Genomic DNA, 21,480 nt, shown 5'->3' on the forward strand with positions numbered 1-21,480 from the left:
ATATGCAACTAGAGCCGATAGATTGGGGAATTTTAATCGCATTTTTTGCGATAAGCCTTGCTGTTGGCCTTATTGTTTCAAAATCAAGTGGCAAATCTTCTGAAAATTACTTTTTATCTGGCCGAAATATGCCATGGTGGCTACTTGGTATTTCAATGGTTGCAACAACTTTTGCTGCTGACACACCAGGGTTAGTGGCAGGTATTGTTCGTAAAAACGGTGTAAGTGGTAATTGGATTTGGTGGGCTTTTTTACTTACAGGACTATTAACCGTATTTTTTTATGCCAAACTTTGGCGACGAAGTAACATAACAACCGATTTAGAGTTTTATGAACTCAGATATGATGGTAAAAGCGCTGCCTTTTTACGTGGTTTTAGAGCCATTTATCTTGGTGTTATCTTTAATATACTCATCATGGCAACGGTTTGTTTAGCTGCAATAAAAATTGGTCATGTATTATTTAATTTTTCTGCTGTTGAATCTTTACTAATTTCCTGTAGTATTACAGTTTTATATTCAACCTTAGGCGGACTTAAGGGCGTTTTAATTACAGATTTTATTCAATTTGGAATAGCAATTACCGGTAGTGTTTGGGCTGCCATCTATATCGTAAATTTACCTGAAATTGGAGGTTTAGACACATTAATTACTACTGAAATTGTGCAAAAATCAACACCAATTTTTCCAGATTTTTCAAATCCAAGTGAATTTATACCGCTTTTAGTTATTCCGCTTGCAGTGCAATGGTGGAGCGTTTGGTATCCAGGTGCTGAACCTGGTGGTGGTGGCTATATTGTTCAACGTATGTTAGCTGCAAAAAATGAAAAACACGCTACCTTAGCCAGTCTTTTATTTAATATTGTGCATTATGCTGTTAGACCTTGGCCTTGGATTATCATTGCATTTGCATCTTTAGTTTTATTTCCGAATATCAATAGTTTAGCAGAAGCCTACCCAAACTTAAGTCCTGAATTTATAAAAGATGATTTGGCATACGCTGCAATGCTCTCTTATTTGCCTGCTGGTTTGTTAGGTTTAGTTATTACCTCTTTAGTCGCTGCATTTATGAGTACAATATCGACCCATTTAAACTGGGGCAGCAGTTATGTAGTCAATGATTTTTATGTGCGGTTTATTAAACCTAAGGCTTCACAAAGTGAACAAGTTTTAATTGGCAGAGCTTCTACACTTATCATGATGGTTATTGCTGGTTTTTTAGCCCTCATTTTAGAAGAAGCTCAGGATGCCTTTAATTTATTACTTCAAATTGGCGCTGGTACTGGTTTACTATTTATTTTACGTTGGTTTTGGAAACGGATTAATCCCTATAGTGAAATTACTGCAATGCTTGTTTCATTTTTAATTGCAGTTGTATTTTTTATAAACTCTAAACTCGAAGTGGCACTTTTTAATATTGCCCAACATTGGCAACTTGTTTTAGGTGTAATCATAACTACAATTTCTTGGGTTGCTGTAAGTTTAATTACTCAACCATCAAAGCCAGAGACTTTAGAAAAGTTTAATGCGCTTATTTTTAAGCAAGATTCTAAATTTAAAGATGTAAGGTTTAAATTACTAGGCTTTTTTTTAAGTATGTTTGGTATCTACGCTGCGCTTTTTGGAACAGGCTACTTCATTTATAATAACTTAATTTTAGCCTCAATTTCATTTTGTGTAAGCCTTGTTTGTGCGATAATTATTTATTTCAATTGGAAGAAAATTATTCTTTAATCGTGCGGCTAGTCGTTGTTCTTGGAAATTTAATATAAGACGGAATTTTAATTGAACTCTTTACAGTGTTTTCTTCCTCTTCTTCCCTATTGGCTTTAATTTCTTGGTTAAAAATTCGTTGTACTAACTCCTTAAAGCTATTGAAGTCTACAGTATATGATAAACCTACGCCTTGCGTATAACCCAACTCTTCACCAATAAACTGAATATTGCTTTCACGATTAAAAGCCGTTGCACGTAAACTACCACTTTCATTTAAAAGAAAGCTCACTTCAACATCTCCAAAAATAACCGATTCTGTGGTGTTACCAACAGGAACACCAAAACGACTATTTACAAAAATTCGTTGACTTAGTTGGGTTTGAAGTGTAAACCCAAAACGATCGCCTGTTTGGTTTTGGGTTGGTGTACGTTGGGTTTGCACGTAATCTAAACCAAGTTTAAATTTATTATCATCATTAGAAATTATTTTATCAAAAATACCAGAAGCGCTTTCAATTAAATTTCCTGTTAACGCATTTTGACCCAACATTTGTTGACTATAAAATGTACCTTGTGTAATTAAACTTAAAGCTTGATACTCTAGATTTTCAGTACCTTGAATACGATATTCTAACTCAGATTTTACAACAGAACTCAAGTTTGGATAATTCAACTCAAAGGCAATTTCAGGTTGAATTAGTTGACCATTTAAATTAATTAAAACTTCTACTGGAATTTCACGGTTAATACTAGGGTTTTCTAGTATTGCTGCTGGATTAGCTGAAGTTGTATATTTAGCTTGAACATCCATATTGGCTTGAACTGGATTACCATTCCAGGTTAAATTTGAACCTGGCACTAAATCAAAGCGCTTTTGAACTAAATTTCCTGCATATCTAAAATCGTAGTAACCTTCATAAGCTACAAAATCGCCCCACATGTTAAATTTACCATTGGTATTGATTTCAATAAGCAGCGTTCCTGCACCTCGCCCATTAAGTTTACTTCCGGTAGATTGGTCGACAACAATTTCAACCTCAGCATCTCGGGTAATGTCAAGTTCAAAATTAAGTTGTAATCCTTTAACTTCTTCAATTTGAATATTTTTACCACCATTTTGCTTGGCTTTTTCTTCAGGTGTTAAAAAATAGATGAAGGAATTATCTGCAAAAGATTCGGTATCATCTAAAGGAATTTTAAACACAGTATTTGGTTGTGTTTGTGCATTTACATTAATTGTAAGCTCATCAACTGGACCAAGAATTTCAGCATTACCGTTGATAAAGGCTGTTCCATAATACAAAGCGCCGCGTTCAAAATCAGTATCTAATACCAAAAGATTATCTGAACTAATATCTAAACCCATTTCCCAATCAGTCAAGCTATTATGAGTTATAGAACCGGATAAAACACCTTTGGTTGTATGTTTAGTATCGGTTAAACCAATGTTTTCAAAAATAATATCTTTTTGATTGAAGGTTAAAAGTGCATCATCATCAAAATCGAAATCTACATTTAAATAAGGAATGTTTAAGCCTGCTTCATATAATTGTACTTCTCCGTTAATATTGGGTTCACTCAGTTTTCCTGTTAAGTTTAAATCACCATATAAAGCGCCTCGAAAATTATTTACAACCTCACCGCCTAATGCACTTAAAGCTTTGATATTAAAATCTTTAAACGAAATATCTAAGTCGGCATATTGTGCATTGTTTTTATTGGTAATATCACCTGTAATGTCGAATAAATAAGTTTCTTCTTTTAAAAGATTAGCTATGATAGAAAATTGATTTAAATCTTTACTACCGTTGGCTTCAAGCCTTAAATCTCCATAATTAAACTGGTTTACTAACAAACTATCAACCTTTAAATCTAAGTTGGGCTTGTAAAGTTGATTGGTTTGCAAAATATTTAGTTGACCGTTTAATTTTCCTTCAAGCTTCAAACTATCTAAATTTGGAGTAATTTTATCAAGATCAACATTTGTAAATTGAAGGTCTAAATCTTTATAAGTTGAGTCTCTAGTTTTACCTGCTAGCTTCATAACTTGATCTTGAAAGCGCATGGCTATCGAGTCTACTGTAAAGTTTTGAAAATTACGCTCTACTAAAATACGATTGTTAGCATTGTTATTTTTATTGATAAACCAAGTGTTATTTTTAAATTTTAGACTTGAACGTCTAAACCCAAAAATAGATTGGTTTTTATCATTTAAGGTTTGGTATAAACTCAAATTATATTCGTCTTGACTTGCGTCTCCACCCTTAAATTCAGAACGAACAAAAATTGAATCGTTCAGACTGACATTAATCATACTAAATTTTGAGATATCATAAACCTTGTTTGAAATACTGTCAACTTCAACATAGCTGTTATACAATGGATTTTTATTATCAACTTGTATATTGATTTTCTCAAACCGATTTCCGTAAGCTTCAACTAAAGGCGATTTAAAATTCAGTTTAAATTCATTTTGATTAGCCACTAAACTACCTTTGAGGTAAGTATTGGCAGAAAGGTTAATTTCAGGAAAGAAAACTTCAACTACCTTGTTATAAATGTCAAAATTAAAATCAACATATTGGTATTGATTTTCCCCATAATCATCTTTTCTGAAATAGAGGTTTTTAAAGGCATCGCTAAATAATTCTGGTAAAGAAGTCAGTTTAAATTCACCACTTAATTCACCGTCGATAATGTCTGGTGAATTAATATTTATACGTTTAAATTTACCATTTAAAGTTGAAGTTAAATTCAATGTATCAAAGGCGTAGTTTTGAAAATCATCTTCGAATTTAAAATTTTGTAATACCAAACTTCCAACAGCATCATCAATAGAAGTGCCTTTAAAATCAGCTATAATTTTACCACTAAAATCAGCCTGATTAGTCCGCTTAATTAAATTCATTGCATTTAAATCTGCTTCAGCAATATCTAAATCAATTTTAAAAGCATTTAAAGGTCCTGTTGTATTTAAACTTCCAAAAAAATTAAATTTTAGTGCTTCATCATCACTTGTAACAGTAGCCGTAAATTGAGGTGATTTAAAGTTGGCCTTTAGGTTTATAGAATTATAATCGTAATTTTTAATATTAAGCGAATTGATATTTAAATCTAAATCTGTATTTATTGAAGCTTGCGTAAAACCGCTTCCATTAATTTGTGCTGAAAAGTTAGCAGTTTTAACTTTATTTGAAGCCATCAGCTTTCCAACATTAAAACTAGTCGTTGATAAGCTTGCAGAATAATTAGCATTGATCGAATCACTTGGATTGTTAAGTTTTAATTTGGTCTTAAGGTTACCTAAGCGCGTATTGGCAATGCCATCAAATTGAACGGTTTTAGAATCTACAAACGAATTTCCTGTTAAGTTAATGTCTCCAAATTTATTTAAAATTGGTGGTAAGTTTGAATTTAATAAATCTGGTAAAAGTGCCTTTAAATCTTCACGATTAGATTGAAATGTTTCATGTTGTAATTCAATACTGAAGCCTTTTTCAGACTGAAAACTATTAACCAAATGAGCTTCACCTTTGTACGAAGTTGATTTTAAACCTTGTATATTAAAATTAGTTAAGTTGAAGTTGTTAAGGCTACCATCTAGATTTCCAAAAAGTTGAAGCTCTCGTCCGTAAGCAAACTCCTTATAAAATCGTTTTAAATCTGAAGTAGAAACTTGACTCGTATCAAATTCAGCTTCAATTTGAACTTGATTTTCAAAATCTTTAAAATCTTCTCTAGTGTAAGTCATTTTAATGTCAGCATTCAAATTTGAATTTGCTGCTGTTTCTAAATTCAGCTGATTAACAAGCATCTGTGATGGTGAATAAGCAAAACGCATTTGCATGTTATCTATAACAATACCGCGTCCCATAACTGCTGAAAAACGCTTTAACTCTAAACGCACATCTGAGTTGATGATCTGTAAATCTGAAACATTTAAATTAAGATCATTAAGCTCTAAAACTTCAGGCGTAGAAAGATTTTCATTTGAAATATAAACACGAGAATTTGATAATAAAATTTTACTGAATCGCGTAATTGAAGTTGTTGTATCAGTTGCTGTAGTATCTGATAATTTATTTAAAAATAAATCTAAATTATTATTTACTTCATCTTTATAATGCTGAAGTTTAAAGGTTAAGTTTTCGGCTTCAGTAGTTGAAAAATCTAAATTTGAACTATCAAAATTCAATAAATCTAAAAGTGAACTTGATAAGCGTTCCGCATAAATTAAGGTATCTTTCTTGTGGTCTTTAATAAAAACACCTTTTAACCTGATATTACCACTGTATGAAATTTGGAAACGTTCAAGATTAATATCTGTCTTGTAAGACTCATTTAAGGAATTGGTAATTTCTTTAGCGACATAGGTCTGTACACCTGGAATAGAAAACAGCAAAACAATAATTATAAACAACAAAAGCAAGGCTACAACTAAGCGTTTGAGGTATTTAACAAATTGGTTTAGAGTGTTGCGCAAGCTTGTATAATTTAGTAATATTAATGTTTATAAATCTGTTTAATAAGATTACAAATTTATTTAGATTTGCGCTATTATAATCAATATTTGTGCCTAATCTTATGCCTAAAGATCGTATTTTCATTTTAGCAGTCGAATCATCTTGTGATGATACCTCAGCAGCGGTCTTCGAAAATGAAAAGAAACTGAGTAATGTTACGGCAACTCAAAAAGTTCATGAAGCATATGGTGGCGTTGTTCCTGAATTAGCTTCACGCGCTCACCAGCAGCATATTGTGCCTGTTATTCATGAAGCCTTAAGGCAAGCAAATGTTAAGATGAGTCAACTTGATGCAGTAGCATTTACAAAAGGCCCAGGATTAATGGGATCTTTACTGGTTGGTAATGCCTTTATGAAATCTTTAGCCTTAAGTCTTAATATCCCACTAATTGGTGTCAATCATATGCAAGGCCACATTTTAGCTCATTTTATCAAAGATGAAGTTCAACAAAAAGCACCAAATTTTCCGTTTTTAGGAATTACGATTAGTGGTGGTCACACCCAAATTGTGAAAGTCAATAGCTATTTTGATATGCAGATTATTGGCGAAACGCTTGATGATGCTATCGGTGAAGCCTTTGACAAATGCGGAAAAATGTTTGGACTAAATTATCCAGCAGGCCCAGAAATAGACCGTTTAGCTAAATCTGGAAACCCGTTGAAATATAAATTTGCTAAACCTCAAGTTAAAGGACTTGATTTTAGTTTCAGCGGCTTAAAAACTTCAGTTTTGTACTTTTTACAAAAGCAACTAAAAGAAAATCCAGACTTTATACAACAAAATATAGAAGATTTATGCGCTTCTTTTCAGCATGCCGCTGTTCAAATTTTATTAGATAAAATAAAAAAAGCAAGCCAACTTACAGGTATTAAAACTATTGCTATTGGCGGTGGCGTTTCAGCAAATTCAGGTATTCGTGAGGCATTAAAATCTCAATCTAAACAACAGCAATGGGAGGTTTTTATCCCTAGCTTTGAATACTGTACAGATAACGCTGCAATGATAGCTATTGTGGCTTATTTTAAATATTTAGAACATCAATTTTCTGACTTATCAATCACTGCAAAAGCCCGTTTAAACTTAACCGATAACTAATTTTATGAAAAAAACTTTCTACTTATTTTTGTTTTTCAGCTTCATTTTTTGCCAATTTTTAAGTGCTCAACCCGAATTATTTAGAAATAACTTTAATGAATACAAGGATTTTGGATTATCTAAGCGTCAAATACAAGAGCTAAAAAAAGAAGGTGAATTAATCATATTTAATCGTGATAAACATACAACACGTTTTGCTAAAAAATTATTCAATAAAAAAGTTGGTAGAACTGTTAAAGAAAAAAGAAGAACCGGAAAAGAGGAATACGAAGTTATAGCCAGAAAAAAAATACTTCACTATCGTATTAATTATATCTTCTTTGATGGTGACAAAAATTCTTACAAGTCAATTGAAAAATCACGACAGCGTATGCTAAATTTACTTGAAAAGGATTATAACTTCGAAAGCATTGCTAGACAATATTCTATGGATCAAAATCGATATAAAGGTGGTGACTCTGGCTGGTTTAAGATTGAAAGTGTAAACGAAGATTTTAAAAATGCTATTACGAATACAATGCGATACGCCGATGAAGTTTTTCGTGTTGATTTACCTGAACAGAATTGGTATTATCTGATAAAAAAAAGCTACTCACCACAAAAAATTGAAGAAATTTTAGTGATTAAACGCAAAAATTAAAATGCAATTATTTTACCAGCCAGATTTTGAACAAAACGCTACTAACATTGTATTTGATGCAAATGAAAGTAAACACATGTTTAAGGTGTTAAGAAAACAGGCTGGTGATTTAATTAAAGTCACAAATGGTCGCGGACTACTTGCTGAAGGAAAAATTTCAATCATTACTCAAAAACAATGTATTGTAAATGTTTCTGGATTTGAATTTAAAAGAAAAAAAGATTTTTATATTCACATAGCTATTTCACCGACCAAATCTAACGACCGGTTCGAATGGTTTTTAGAGAAAGCAACTGAAATTGGCATTGATGAAATTACACCAATCCTTACAGAACATTCTGAACGTAAAAAACTAAAACTTGATCGTGGTGAACGCGTTATTCAAGCTGCCATGAAACAGTCCTTGAAACTTTATAAACCTAAACTCAATGCGCTCACTAAGCTTGATGATTTATTAAATATCGCAAAAGAAGACGAAAAATTTATAGCACACTGTGAAGATAGCCAATATAAAAAGCAACTGATTACTAGTTGTAAGAAACAAAAATCTTATCTTGTACTAATTGGTCCTGAAGGTGATTTTGGCCCACAAGAAATTGAAAAAGCTATTACAAAAAATTATAAAGAAGTTAGCTTATCTGAAGAACGCTTAAGAACTGAAACTGCTGCAATAGTTTCTACACACAGTTTAAATATTTGTCAATTATTATGAGATTTAATCTAAATTTATTTTTAATATTATTTGCTTCTTTTGCTTTCTCGCAAAATATAGCGGTGTTAAAATATAATGGCGGTGGTGATTGGTATAGCAACCCAACAGCACTACCAAATTTAGTTAAATTCAGTAATGCTCAAATCAACACTAAAATAAACCCTCAAATTGCTGAAGTAAACCCAAATAGTCCAGAATTATTTAGTTTTCCATATATTTATATGACTGGTCATGGTAATGTATTTTTTAACTCAGAGGATATTAAAAATTTAAGATTATATTTAAAATCTGGTGGATTTTTACATATTGATGATAATTATGGCTTAGATCAATACATTAGGCCAGAACTTAAAAAACTATTCCCTAACAAAACCTTAGAAATTTTACCAGCAAATCACCCTATTTTTAGTCAGGTATTTAATTTCCCGAATGGATTACCAAAAATTCATGAACATGATGGCAAACCACCTCAAGCTTTTGGTATTTTTGAAGATAACCGGTTAATTTTGTTATATACATACGAAAGTGATTTAGGCAATGGCTGGGAAGACCAAGCTGTACATAACGACCCAGAAGAAGTTCGATTAAAAGCTTTAAAAATGGGCGCCAACATCTTACATTATATTTTTGTAAAATGAGTCAACAACTTGAACATCATCAGGTTGGCCATATACCAACAAAAGCAAAATTAACTTTGGTCATTCCGGAGTTGTCAAGTCCAGCCAATTTAGGTTCAATATTTAGAATTGCCGATGCTTTTGGTGTTCAATGTATATTTTTAACTGAAAATGTACAACAACTCATGCAAAGCAATCGGTTTAAACGCACATCAAGAAGCACTGAGCAATACTTGTCTACAAAACAATATTCATCTACTGAAGATTTGTTAAAACAACTTCAAGACTCAGGAAGTCATTTAGTAGCTTTAGAACTGACTAATAAAAGCCAAGATATTTCAACCTATCACTTTAAAAATCCAAATATGGCTTTAATTATTGGTCATGAAAAAATAGGTCTTTCTGAAGATATATTAGAGCAAATTGAAACCCATTTACACATAAATATGTATGGGAATAATAGTAGCTTAAATGTTGCTCAATGCCTAGGAATTGGCCTTTATGAAATTTCAAAACAAAGCAATGCCTAAGTTTGAAGATTTTTTAGCTGAAACTATTCAAGATTTTATAGCTGAACATTATAACACTTCTATTGAAGCCTTAGTCTTTAAAAAACAAATTTTCAACAAGATTTCTAACCAAGCATTAGCACAACAGATTAAAGCTAAACAAAAAGCTAGGTTGAAGCTACCAAACTTATTTAAACGTCGGGATATCATTTATCCACAAGATTTAAATTTACAGCAAACTTCATCTGAGCTGACTGCACAATACAAAACAAAATTTATAGAAAATGCTTCTATAATAGCCGATTTAACTGCTGGTTTTGGGATTGATAGTATGGCTTTTGCTAAAAAAGCCAAACAGGTTTATCATATTGAACAGAATAAAGATTTATCAGAACTTGCGACATTTAATTTTAAACAGTTACAACTTAACAACATATCTGCAATTAACACGACTGATGTCCAGTTTTTGAACAGCTTTGAAGCAAAGCTTGATTTGCTTTATATCGATCCGTCTAGGCGAGACCAAACACTTCAAAAAGTGTTTTTGCTAGAAGATTGTTCACCAAATATTCTTAAAAACTGGACACTTTATGCTGAAAAATCAAAACAAGTTCTACTTAAATTATCCCCTTTATTCGACTTAAAAAAACTAATTTCAGATTTAGACCACGTTAAGCAAATTGATGTGTTAAGTGTAAAAAATGAAGTTAAAGAACTTCTAGTGCTTATCGATTTTAAATTTAGTGGCGAATCAAATATTAAATGCGTTAATTTATTAAATGAAACTGAAGAAGTAGTATTTGATTTTAACTTTAAAAAAGAAACTGACTTAAGTGCTAGATTGGGTCAGCCAAAAGTTGGTGAAATTTTAATCGAACCTATGGCAAGTGTTTTAAAAGCTGGTGGTTTTAAAAGTTTTGCTGATTACTACCATCTCAATAAGCTGCATATCAATACGCATCTATATACTTCAACTAAACCCTTAAGTGTAGCTATTGGGAGACAGTTCAACATTACTAAAATCGAAGCCTATAAACCCAAGTCACTCAAAAAGTTGTATAGAAATAAAAAAGCTAATGTGAGTAGCCGCAATTTTCCGCTAAGCGTAAATGATATCAAGAATAAATTAAATATCAGTGATGGTGGTGAAACCTATTTATTTTTCACCACCAACTATAAAAATCAACGTATAGTTATCGAAGCAAATAAATTATAATTAATCGAATCTTGTAATTTTTGCGCCGATAGCACGTAAGCGTGTATCTATATTTTCGTAACCGCGATCAATTTGTTCTATATTGTGAATTGTAGAAGTTCCTTTTGCTGAAAGTGCTGCAATTAAAAGTGAAATACCAGCGCGGATATCAGGACTTGTCATCGTAGTGGCTTTAAGCTGTGACTGAAAATCATGACCAATAACTGTTGCACGGTGAGGATCACATAAAATAATTTTTGCACCCATATCTATTAACTTATCGACAAAAAACAAGCGACTTTCAAACATTTTTTGATGTATTAAAACACTACCTCGCGCTTGTGTTGCAACAACTAACATGATACTGAGAAGGTCAGGCGTAAAACCAGGCCACGGCGCATCGCTAATGTTCATGATAGAACCATCTATAAAACTAGCAACTTCATAACCATTAGTATGTGCTGGTATGTATATGTCATCTTTACGCTTTTCAACAGTAATTCCTAATTTTCTAAAGGTTTCTGGAATAATACCAAGATCGTTCCAACTCACATTTTTAATGGTAAGTTCACTTTTAGTCATGGCAGCAAGCCCAATCCAAGAGCCAATTTCAATCATATCAGGTAAAACTGAATGATCACAACCTGAAAGTTTATCGACACCTTCAATATGTAGTAAGTTTGAGCCAATACCATTAATATTTGCGCCCATAGCTACCATCATTTTACATAACTGCTGAATGTAAGGTTCACAAGCAGCGTTGTAAATAGTAGTTTTACCTTTTGCTAAAACAGCAGCCATTATAATATTAGCAGTTCCTGTAACTGAAGCCTCTTCAAGTAACATATCAGCGCCTTTTAAGCCTTTAGGTGCTTCTACGCCGTAAAATCGTTCTTCTTTATTATACCTAAAATCGGCGCCCAATTTTATAAATCCGCCAAAATGCGTATCTAAACGGCGTCTACCTATTTTATCGCCACCAGGTCGAGGAATGTAACCTTTACCAAACCTTCCTAAAAGCGGACCAACAATCATTATAGAACCTCGGAGGCTACTGCCTTCATCTTTAAACTGCTGACTTTCTAAATACTCTAAATTAAGCTCATCACTTTTAAATGAGTAATTTCCTTTGCCAAGTTTTTGAATTTTAACGCCTAGATTACCTAATATTTCTATGAGCTTATTAACATCACGAATATCAGGTACATTGCTAATATGTACTTCTTCATCGGTTAATAAAACAGCACATAAAATTTGTAGAGCTTCATTTTTGGCACCTTGAGGCGTAATTTCGCCTTTGAGTTGGTGACCGCCTTCAATTTGAAAAGTCGCCATGATTTACTTGCGTTTACGGTTATTTCGGTTATTATTTCGGTAGTTCTTTTTATTAGATTTTTGACGCTTGGAATATGAGGTAAACTTAACTAAGTCAGCTGCATCACTTAAATGATCTTCATCAGCTTTAATACTAAGCTTGCCATTGCTTAACTCAAATAAATGATCAAGTATAACTTTATCTTCAACGCTATCTCTATTCCAGTTTAAGTAGCATTTTTTCATATGATTAGCAATAGTCAAGACTAAACCTTCTTTTAAGTCACCATCTTCAAGCTTGATCGCTTCATCTATCATACGCTTAATGTTATTTCCATAAAATCTGTATTTAGGGAAATTTTGAGGATATTCAAGCGGTTCAGGTTTTTCATACAGCAACTCTGGTGTTGGCTTCGGAAAGGGTGAATCTACATCGAGTTTAAAATTGCTTATAATAAAAAGTTGGTCCCACAATTTATGTTGAAAATCTGGAACATCACGCAAATGGGGCTGCATGTTACCCATAACAGCTATAATTGCCTTTGCTGTTTCGTTTCGTTTTTGTTGATCGCTAATTGTAATGGCGTGTTCAACCATTTTTTGAATATGTCTACCATATTCTGGAATACGCAATAATGTACGCTCTGAGTTGTATTCTAAATTATATGTCAAAATTATAAATTTAATCGCTTTGGTTGCAAATTACACAATAATATTAAGGTAATAAGTTTTTATAATGAAATAACGCCCTTAACTTTATTTCCCACTTCTCTGTATCTAGAAATAACATGATCTGGCGATTTCATTTTCACATGAATAGAAACACTAGTATATTTGCCTTTTGAAGATTGTTTAGTGGTTATTACAGCGTCTGTGTTTTTAAAAATTAAAGTTAGCTTTTCGAGTTCAGCTTCGTTTTGTGTAGGCAATATAAATTTAAAAAGGTATAAAGATGGCCAATCGGTTGATTTTTTTAATTGCTTTTTAAGTTTTTTATAAAACTCATCTGAGTTTGATTGCATACTTTTTTTTTTGGCAAATATACTTGTAATCTATTAAATATCTAAATACATTTTACAATACATTTAATTTATGCAACCACAGAAGATTGTTTTAATTGGCGGACCAAGTACTGGAAAATCGACTTTAATTGAAGCGCTAACACACTTAAAATATCAATGCTTACCCGAAATTTCAAGAGAGGTAACCCGAAAGGCTAAAGAAGATGGTTTTGACCAACTATTTCTGAGTGATCCTTTAAGGTTTAGTGAGTTACTTCTTGAAGGCAGAATTAGTCAGTTTAAAGCAGCTCAAACACTTTCTACAAAATATGTATTTATAGATCGTGGTATTCCTGATATTACAGCTTACATGGATCATTTTAAACAAGATTATCCCAAAAATTTCACTGAAGCAAACTCAAAATACATTTACGACAAAGTTTTTATTTTACCTATTTGGAAATCGATTTACACAAAAGACGATGAACGATTTGAAGCGTTTGAACTAGCTAAAGAACTTCAAGATGCGTTGATAGCAACCTACACAAAATTAGGCTATAATTTAATTGAAGTACCAAAAGATAATGTAAAAAACCGTGTAGAGTTTATACTTTCACATCTTTAAAATATAGCCATCATGACGCCAAAAAACGCATTAAAAAAATACTGGGGTTATGAGACATTTTTACCTAATCAAAACAGCGTTATTGCTAATATTTTAAAGCAGAAAGACACATTAGCTATTTTACCAACAGGTGCAGGTAAATCGGTTTGCTACCAAGTACCGGCTGTAATTTCAAAAGGAATTTGTTTAGTTGTATCGCCGCTACTAGCCTTGATGCAAGATCAGGTTGTTAACCTCAATAATCGCGGCATAAAAGCTACTTATATCAAGTCGCAAATGCGCTTAAATGAAGTTCATAGAACGCTCGACAATTGTCAGTTTGGTAATTACAAGCTACTGTATATATCGCCTGAACGCTTAAAAAGACAAGAAATTTTTGAACATATTTTAAATTTGCCTATTTCTTTTGTAGCCGTTGATGAGGCACACTGTATTTCTCAATGGGGTCATGATTTTAGACCTGCTTATCGGGAGATCTCACGTTTACGAGAATATAGACCTGACTTAAAATTTTTAGCCTTAACAGCTACGGCAACTTCAACTGTTGCAAAAGATATTATTGAAAACCTAAAATTAAATTCACCTAAAGTTGTAAAAGACAGTTTCAAAAAAGAGCAAATTTCAATTTTTAAAAAAGAATCACCAGATAAGCTGTATTCTATTTTAAAAATTATAAAAAAAGAAAAGGGTTCTGGGATAATTTATGTAAGAAAACGTCAATCAACTCATGATATTAGTCAATTTTTAAATTATCATCATATCACCTCAGCTGCCTTTCATGCGGGAATTGATCAACCGAAAAAAGACTTGATTTTAAAAGATTGGTTGACCAACAAAATTCAAGTCGTTGTAGCAACAACTGCCTTTGGTATGGGCATTGATAAGCCTGATGTTCGTTTTGTAATTCATTATCATTTACCAGAAAGTTTAGAGAGCTACTATCAAGAAATTGGTCGTGCTGCACGTGATAGGCAACCTGCAAAAGCAGTTTTATTGTATAATCAAAGTGATATTATTCGTTTAAAAAACGTGCATTTAAAATCGATAATTACACCTAAAGATGTAAAATTGGTCTACAAAAAACTGTTACAATATTTTAGAATTGCATTTGGTGAAGGCGAATTTTTTGAAGTTGATTTAAACTTTACGAAGTTTTGTGAAAAATACAAACTAAACACTCATACAACCTACCAATCACTTCAGATGTTAGACAAGATTGATGTAATTAGACTGTTTAAAAGCTTTAAACGTACCACAAAAATTCAGTTTAAAAGCAGTAGTAAAATCCTCTTAAATTACCTTGAGAAGCATAAAAAATACGATCCATTAGTTAGCACTATACTGAGAACCTATGGTGGAATTTTTGATCATAAACTCAGTATAAACACCGAATTAATTGCGCATAAAGTTAAATTAACAGAATTTGAAGTCATCAAACAATTAGAAGAACTTTCAGCCCAAGATTTGGTTGAAGTTGAAAGTTTTAAACATGACTTAAGTTTAGTTTTCTTAGTTCCACGTGAAGATGAGACAAGCATTAATCCTTTTAAAAAAATAATTCTTCAAAATGGTGAGCATAAAAAAAATCAAATTCAAGCTGTGATAGATTTTACTACAGAAAACAAGACATGTTTACATCAAAAAATACTAAATTACTTTGGTGAAATGGACTCAAAACCTTGTGGCAGATGCAGCAACTGTAAGAAAAGTAATAGAATTCATGAAAATTTAAATAAAGAAATTTTGAACTTGCTAAGCCATCACAATGAGTTAAGTTCTCAAGAAATTGTAAGTTTATTAAATTATAATGAACAAGAGGTTTTAAATACAATTAAATCACTTTACATCAATCATCAAATTAAGTTAACACCCAAAAAAAACTATATAATAAATGCGTGAATTACGAATATTATTTATGGGAACACCCGATTTTGCAGTGAAAACCTTAAAATCGATTCGAGACAACTTTGAGGTTTGTGGCGTTGTAACTGCACCAGACAAGCCAGCTGGTCGCGGGAGAAAACTCAACAAATCAGCTGTAAAAGTCTATGCAGAAGCTAATAATTTAAAAATCTTACAACCAACCAATCTTAAGTCTGAGAAATTTCAAAATGAACTAAAATGTTTAAACCCAAATTTAATAGTGGTTGTTGCCTTTAGAATGCTACCCAAACAAGTATGGAATTTTCCAAAATATGGCACGTTTAATATTCATGCTTCATTATTACCAGAATACAGAGGCGCAGCACCAATTAATTGGGTAGTTATTAATGGTGAACATAAAACAGGCGTAACGAGTTTTTTTATAGATGATAAAATTGATACTGGCGAGATTATCAAACAAAAAGAAATTTTAATTTCTACAGATGATACGGCAGGAAGTTTACACGATAAACTAATGCATTTAGGCGCTGAACTAGCTGTTGAAACTTGTAAAGCAATTCAATCAGAACAAGACAACACAACTAAACAACCAGAATTAAACCCAAAACAAGCACCAAAACTCACCAAAGAAAATACACAAATTGATTGGAATAAACCTAGCGAGGACATTATAAATTTAGTAAAAGGATTAAATCCTTATCCTATATCCTGGACAATTTTTAATGAAGATGGTTATGAAAAATCAGTAAAAATATTAGAACTTTCGAAATCAGATGAAATAATTAAGGCTGAACCTGGTGAGGTCATACTTAACAAAAAACAATTCCTTGTAAAAACAAAAGATCATTGGGTTGAAATTAAAAAGCTGAAGTATCCAGGTAAAAAGGCGCTACATATTAAAGACTTTTTGAATGGCTATAACAGTCCAGATCAGCTAAAATTAAACGCTTAAAATTGTTAGAATAGCTAAATTCAGCATTAAAACATAAAAAAATGAGGTTTTTTAGGGTTTTTCAAAGGATTTATCTTCAAAATGCTTGCACAATTAGAATTTACATATAAATTTGTAATGTATTAACAAAATTTTTAATCAACAAAATTCAAAATTTTTTAGTTATGAACAAAACAAACTTAATTGATGCAATGGCTGAAGACGCTGGCATCTCAAAAGCTGATGCAAAAAAAGCTTTAGAATCTTTTTTAGGAAATGTAGAAGGTGCTTTAAAAAAAGGTGACCGTGTTTCTTTAGTAGGATTTGGTTCTTGGTCTGTATCAAAAAGAGCAGCTCGCGAAGGTAGAAACCCACAAACTGGAAAAACTATCAAAATAGCTGCTAAAAACGTTGTTAAATTTAAAGCTGGTTCAGATTTACAAAAATCTGTTAACTAAACTTTAAAATTTAAAGCTTATTGAAAGGCCTTCTTAGGCCTTTTTTTGATTAATTTAAGTAACAATTATATGAAAGATGATTTTCCAAAACAAGGTGAAATCTTGATTTCAGACCCATCATTGTTAGGTGATGATATATTCACACGATCAGTCATTTTAATCAATTATATTGACGAAGTTGATGTTGTTGGCTTTATTTTAAATAAAGCAGCCGATATGAAACTTAAAGAAATTTTGCCGTCTATTAAAAATGATTATGACATTTACATAGGTGGCCCAGTAGAACAAGATAGTTTATATTTCATACATACTGTTCCAGAGTTAATTCCTAATAGTGTAGAAGTAAATCATGGCATTTATTGGGGCGGTCAGTTTGAAGCAATAGAAGATTTACTTAACAATAATACAATTACGCCTCAACAGATTAAGTTTTTTGTAGGCTATACCGGTTGGAAAAAAAACCAACTTAAACAAGAACTAAGTGTAAAAAGTTGGATCATTAACAGGCCATTAAATTTAGGAGAAATCTTTTCAACTGATAAATTGCGTGAATTCTGGAAAGAAAAAATGCGATTAATTGGTGGTGAATATTTAATTTGGTCTAATGCACCTGATAACCCAAATTACAATTAGCTTCTACTCTGCTAATCTCGCCTGAGCATTTAACTTACCTATAAATTGCTTCGCTAGAGTTGTACTATATGTTTTTTTCCGGTATTGATTAATACTCTTAATACCAACAATTGAATTGGTCAAAAACAACTCATCTGCTTTTTGAAGTTCAAACGGAGAAATTGAAGTTTCTTCTAATGTATAATCGTCTAGTTTTTTAAGCATCTTTATCAATTCACCACGAATAATTCCTTTTAAACAACCATCACTTAATGGTGGCGTTTTAATAATATTTCCTTTAACTAAGAATAGATTTCCATTAGTAAATTCAACGACTGACTTTTTTTCATTTAAAAGAATGCAATTATCAAAGCTATTTTCTTCAGCAAAGATTGATGCTAAAACTTGAGTAACCTTATTTGTTGTCTTTAATGTTGATAACATTCCAGCTAAGACAAAATGATCCTTAAATAAATCTACCACGTAGTTCTCTGTGTTGTGAACGAAAAAGGCATTTTCAATAGCTTCAACGCTTATTACGACATCAACCTCACGAGATTTTGGTAGATATAGACCACCATCTTTTCTATAAACTAACAGCTTCACTTTTACAGGACTACTAGTTAAATTATTTGCTTTTATGGTATCCTTTATTTGATTTTCTAATTTTTCAGGAGAAAAACTCATCGGGATTTCCATGCGAAGCATTCTCATAGAAGACATTAATCTGAAGTAATGTGCTTCCCAAAACATAATAGAATTATTGATTACCCGAATGGTTTCAAATAAAGCATCACCATAATTAAGACCTCTATTTTTGGTTGTAATCGGGACATTTTCAACCAGATTCCCATTAAAATTTATCATAAAAAAAACTTATGCAGACCCTAGAACATGTTTTAATTCAGCTACCATATTATCCCAAAGCATTTTGCTTTCATCAAGTTCATCTTCTTCAGCAAAATCTGTAATCATTAAAGAAACATCTTTTGTGATTTCATCAACTTGAATTCTTAATTCAAAATAGTAACTCTCATCTTCATCTTCATCTGCTAACCAGCGTAGTTTAATTTTATCATCAGATTTTTTGGTAAGAAGTCTCGCTTGCTCTTCACTACCTTCCCAAATAAAGGTAAAAATCTCACCTCTAGAATTCACATTATCTGCATACCATTCGCTTAAACCTGAAGGTGTAGAAATATATTGATATAGCAAATTAGGAGAAACTTGAATTGGAAATTCTAACTCGTATTTTATTTTTTCACTCATGTTGAATGTTTCAAATTAAAAAAAGCAATATATGTAATTATAACTTAAGAATGAAAAAAACTTCTAGAAATTCAATGAAAAGTTATTTGTTTCAGAACAATTATATTTTATCTTTGCAAACTCAAAAATGACGAGGTAGCTTCCCAAAACATCGGGACAAGCAACTTCCCAATTCTGGCGAGGTAGCTCAGTTGGTTAGAGCGTCGGATTCATAACCCGGAGGTCGGCAGTTCGATTCTGCTCCTCGCTACAAATTTCTAAGAAACCTCAAACTATATAGCTTGAGGTTTTTTTATTCCTGACAGCATCAAGTTTCATTTAGCATAACATCACTTGTTATCTTCATCTAAGCATGTAAATAAACATCTTGTTTTATTCACTTCAGTTTAAAAAAGAAGATTTAAGATAAGATAAACACCTAAAAAGAACTTTAATAATTAGTTTTGAACCAAATTTGAAATTAAAATTTATGGCCTTTAAAAAGCTTAAACTTACCATAGAACAAGTATTAGCAAAGCTACCAAATGATTGGTTAAATTTAACCACACATCGGTTAGATATTTATAATGAAGCCCTAGCTAAAACTGAATTTTTAGAGCATTTTGAAGAATTGTATAAAAACAATTCGATCACTAAAGACACCTTAGCTCAATTACCGACGGCCTACGACTATATTAGATTAGGGCATCCATTATCGAGCATTTTAGAATGGGCTTTAGCTAAAAATTACGATTTACCACAAGAACATGTCATTGCATTTTCGTCTAAAACGATGGGCATTTTTGCTATTCTTAGAGAAAATTCTATTAGAGGTAAATCAACTCAAATTATCTATCAAAATGAAGAACTACCTAATAAGCTTAATCCTCAATTAATAAAAAAAGTGTACAATTACGATGTGAATTTCACATCTGTAGATGATCGAGAGGCTATCTTAAATTTTGAGGGCTCAACTATTTATTTATCACAAAATGAAGATTTAAAAGAAATTGAATTACAACCTAATATTGATTTTTACATTTCAACATTAGATGATTTGGGCAGCCTTGTTTTTGTAAATCAATCACATAGTGATTATGTGCCTGCAATTCAACATGTTCGCCGTCGGGAAAGCATTGCGATGACACCTCAAAATAGTTATAAGGCTTTACAAACTTTGATAGACCAAAAGCCAGAAGCTGTTGATCATCGTCAAAAACAGAAAGATCTCACTAATGTTAGAAGCTTAATCAATTCTATTACTGATACTAAAACTAAACCTCTTTTAGGTTCATGTGGATTATCAGTTCAGTATGCTATTATGATGGGATTAATTCACGAATCACGAGAACGATATCCAGAAAAGTCTATCAAAATTATTGTACCTCCTAATTGTTATGGCGGTACTAACGATCAAGCTAGACGTGTTGCTGCTAGTCAAGAAGGCGTTGATATTGAAGATTTACCTGTTGATGGTGACAATGATATGGTTAAAAGCACTGATACTGTGCTTAACAAAGTGGCAAAACTTGATGCTGTGCCGATTATCATTGCTGAAATTCCCACCAATCCACGCGTTGAAGTTCCAAATTTAAATAACTTAAAAGAAGCTTTGTCTAAAAACAGGTTAACATCTTCAGGAAATAAAGCTGTAGCACCAATATTTATTTTAGACCAAACTTTTTGTCCAGATTATAATTTTTTAGGTGAACAACAACTTTTAGCTGATGTAAAAACAATTTCTTATGTAAGCGGCTCAAAATTTCCTAGTGGCGGAAAATGCACTGCTGGTTATTTAGTAAGCAATGCTAAAGCAAGTTATCTTATAGACTATATTGAAACAAATTTAAATTTATGTGATAATACTGCAACTGCTTTACAGTTACATTACTTAGCAGAACAATTGCCATCTATGAAAACTCGCATTAAGAATGCGTATAAAAACACGCGACAATTTGTAAACTTTATTAATAAAGTTCTACCTGAGGCAGGTATAAATTTTGTTTCGGAAGAAGTCTCAAATCAAGGGTTTACACCTTCTGTATTTTCGCTAGACTTACCTACTAAAGGAGCAACTCCTGAAGAACGTGAGGCCTACAAACGTGAATTAAACTTAAAGCTGATTAACAAAATGATAACCGAAATACCTTCTGAAAGTAAGTATTGCGTAAGTTACGGTCAATTAAAAGGTTGTTATTGGACTATTCCAGCCACCTCAACGCAAGGCACGACTAAAGAAGAAGATAAAGATTATATTGCTAGGGTCTCAGTATCGCCAGAACTTGACTTAGAAAAACATCAATTAGTCTTCAAAGAATTTGTAAATCAAGAAATTAAAGCTTAATAAGTTTCAACTTTAATACTTAAAATTTATAAATTAAATAGAATTAATATTGTAAA

19 protein-coding genes and 1 tRNA gene are annotated in these 21,480 nt (G+C 32.0%); 14 read left to right on the plus strand and 6 right to left on the minus strand.

Annotated features, from left to right (window positions below):
* Window positions 1-2: 2 nt before the first annotated feature.
* A complete protein-coding gene (locus BUB82_RS02015) occupies window positions 3-1,733 on the plus strand; it encodes a sodium:solute symporter family protein (RefSeq protein WP_073191314.1) in 1,731 nt (576 codons plus the stop codon).
* Here the strand turns inward: BUB82_RS02015 and BUB82_RS02020 are convergent.
* Window positions 1,723-6,198, minus strand: coding sequence for a translocation/assembly module TamB domain-containing protein (locus tag BUB82_RS02020; protein ID WP_083574444.1), 4,476 nt, complete (start codon window positions 6,196-6,198; stop codon window positions 1,723-1,725). The two genes, BUB82_RS02015 and BUB82_RS02020, sit on opposite strands and share 11 nt — an antisense overlap.
* A 101-nt stretch (window positions 6,199-6,299) precedes the next feature.
* On the opposite strand from BUB82_RS02020, the gene tsaD reads away from it, so the two are divergent.
* Genes tsaD through BUB82_RS02050 form a run of 6 tightly spaced genes read left to right on the plus strand, consistent with a single transcriptional unit; the run spans window position 6,300 to window position 11,028 of the window.
* The gene (gene tsaD / locus BUB82_RS02025; RefSeq protein WP_073191317.1) at window positions 6,300-7,334 is read left to right on the plus strand and encodes a tRNA (adenosine(37)-N6)-threonylcarbamoyltransferase complex transferase subunit TsaD; all 1,035 of its coding nucleotides are present in this window, start codon (window positions 6,300-6,302) and stop codon (window positions 7,332-7,334) included.
* Between the two features lie 4 nt (window positions 7,335-7,338).
* On the plus strand, window positions 7,339-7,974 hold the full coding sequence (locus BUB82_RS02030) for a peptidylprolyl isomerase (protein ID WP_073191320.1): 636 nt from the start codon (window positions 7,339-7,341) through the stop codon (window positions 7,972-7,974).
* A 1-nt stretch (window position 7,975) separates the two neighbouring features.
* Window positions 7,976-8,686, plus strand: coding sequence for a 16S rRNA (uracil(1498)-N(3))-methyltransferase (locus tag BUB82_RS02035; protein ID WP_073191323.1), 711 nt, complete (start codon window positions 7,976-7,978; stop codon window positions 8,684-8,686).
* The gene (locus BUB82_RS02040) at window positions 8,683-9,324 is read left to right on the plus strand and encodes a DUF4159 domain-containing protein (RefSeq protein WP_073191325.1); all 642 of its coding nucleotides are present in this window, start codon (window positions 8,683-8,685) and stop codon (window positions 9,322-9,324) included. Before BUB82_RS02035 ends, BUB82_RS02040 begins: the two co-directional genes overlap by 4 nt.
* A complete protein-coding gene (locus BUB82_RS02045; RefSeq protein WP_073191328.1) occupies window positions 9,321-9,833 on the plus strand; it encodes a TrmH family RNA methyltransferase in 513 nt (170 codons plus the stop codon). Before BUB82_RS02040 ends, BUB82_RS02045 begins: the two co-directional genes overlap by 4 nt.
* Window positions 9,826-11,028 carry a THUMP-like domain-containing protein gene (locus tag BUB82_RS02050; protein ID WP_073191867.1) on the plus strand — a complete coding sequence of 401 codons (1,203 nt, stop codon included), beginning with the start codon at window positions 9,826-9,828 and terminating at the stop codon, window positions 11,026-11,028. The genes BUB82_RS02045 and BUB82_RS02050 overlap by 8 nt, the downstream gene beginning before the upstream one ends.
* On the opposite strand, the gene murA is transcribed toward BUB82_RS02050, so the two are convergent.
* From murA to BUB82_RS02065, 3 genes are read right to left on the minus strand one after another with little or no spacing between them, the layout of a single operon-like run.
* Window positions 11,029-12,342 (minus strand): UDP-N-acetylglucosamine 1-carboxyvinyltransferase, encoded by a 1,314-nt coding sequence (gene murA, locus BUB82_RS02055; RefSeq protein ID WP_073191331.1) that lies wholly within the window; start codon window positions 12,340-12,342, stop codon window positions 11,029-11,031.
* 3 nt (window positions 12,343-12,345) lie between these two features.
* Entirely contained in the window at window positions 12,346-12,996 is a 651-nt protein-coding gene (locus tag BUB82_RS02060; RefSeq protein WP_073191334.1) for a DUF4290 domain-containing protein, read from the minus strand.
* Window positions 12,997-13,052: 56 nt separating this feature from the next.
* Complete coding sequence (locus tag BUB82_RS02065) at window positions 13,053-13,343, minus strand: DUF493 family protein (RefSeq protein ID WP_073191337.1); 291 nt, start codon at window positions 13,341-13,343, stop codon at window positions 13,053-13,055.
* A 70-nt stretch (window positions 13,344-13,413) separates the two neighbouring features.
* Here BUB82_RS02065 and BUB82_RS02070 point away from each other — a divergent pair, with 70 nt between their 5' ends.
* The 5 genes from BUB82_RS02070 (at window position 13,414) to BUB82_RS02090 (ending at window position 17,853) form a co-directional block, all read left to right on the plus strand.
* Window positions 13,414-13,947 (plus strand): AAA family ATPase, encoded by a 534-nt coding sequence (locus BUB82_RS02070; protein WP_073191340.1) that lies wholly within the window; start codon window positions 13,414-13,416, stop codon window positions 13,945-13,947.
* A gap of 12 nt (window positions 13,948-13,959) precedes the next feature.
* Window positions 13,960-15,846 carry a RecQ family ATP-dependent DNA helicase gene (locus tag BUB82_RS02075; RefSeq protein WP_073191344.1) on the plus strand — a complete coding sequence of 629 codons (1,887 nt, stop codon included), beginning with the start codon at window positions 13,960-13,962 and terminating at the stop codon, window positions 15,844-15,846.
* Window positions 15,839-16,783: a methionyl-tRNA formyltransferase gene (gene fmt / locus BUB82_RS02080; protein WP_073191347.1), complete on the plus strand. Its 945-nt coding sequence runs from the start codon at window positions 15,839-15,841 to the stop codon at window positions 16,781-16,783. The genes BUB82_RS02075 and fmt overlap by 8 nt, the downstream gene beginning before the upstream one ends.
* 146 nt (window positions 16,784-16,929) lie before the next feature.
* Window positions 16,930-17,220: an HU family DNA-binding protein gene (locus BUB82_RS02085; protein ID WP_262501818.1), complete on the plus strand. Its 291-nt coding sequence runs from the start codon at window positions 16,930-16,932 to the stop codon at window positions 17,218-17,220.
* A gap of 69 nt (window positions 17,221-17,289) precedes the next feature.
* Window positions 17,290-17,853 carry a YqgE/AlgH family protein gene (locus tag BUB82_RS02090; RefSeq protein ID WP_073191353.1) on the plus strand — a complete coding sequence of 188 codons (564 nt, stop codon included), beginning with the start codon at window positions 17,290-17,292 and terminating at the stop codon, window positions 17,851-17,853.
* A 3-nt stretch (window positions 17,854-17,856) separates the two neighbouring features.
* Here BUB82_RS02090 and BUB82_RS02095 read toward each other — a convergent pair whose 3' ends face one another.
* Window positions 17,857-18,699 (minus strand): aminotransferase class IV, encoded by an 843-nt coding sequence (locus BUB82_RS02095; protein ID WP_073191356.1) that lies wholly within the window; start codon window positions 18,697-18,699, stop codon window positions 17,857-17,859.
* A 9-nt stretch (window positions 18,700-18,708) separates the two neighbouring features.
* Complete coding sequence (locus tag BUB82_RS02100) at window positions 18,709-19,101, minus strand: START-like domain-containing protein (protein ID WP_073191359.1); 393 nt, start codon at window positions 19,099-19,101, stop codon at window positions 18,709-18,711.
* 176 nt (window positions 19,102-19,277) lie between these two features.
* On the opposite strand from BUB82_RS02100, the gene BUB82_RS02105 reads away from it, so the two are divergent.
* Window positions 19,278-19,351, plus strand: a tRNA-Met gene (locus BUB82_RS02105).
* A gap of 219 nt (window positions 19,352-19,570) precedes the next feature.
* Entirely contained in the window at window positions 19,571-21,424 is a 1,854-nt protein-coding gene (locus tag BUB82_RS02110) for a PLP-dependent aminotransferase family protein (protein ID WP_073191362.1), read from the plus strand.
* Window positions 21,425-21,480: the final 56 nt, after the last annotated feature.

The sequence above is a fragment of the Psychroflexus salarius genome (assembly GCF_900129035.1).
In the GTDB taxonomy this organism is placed as follows: Bacteria; Bacteroidota; Bacteroidia; order Flavobacteriales; family Flavobacteriaceae; genus Psychroflexus; species Psychroflexus salarius.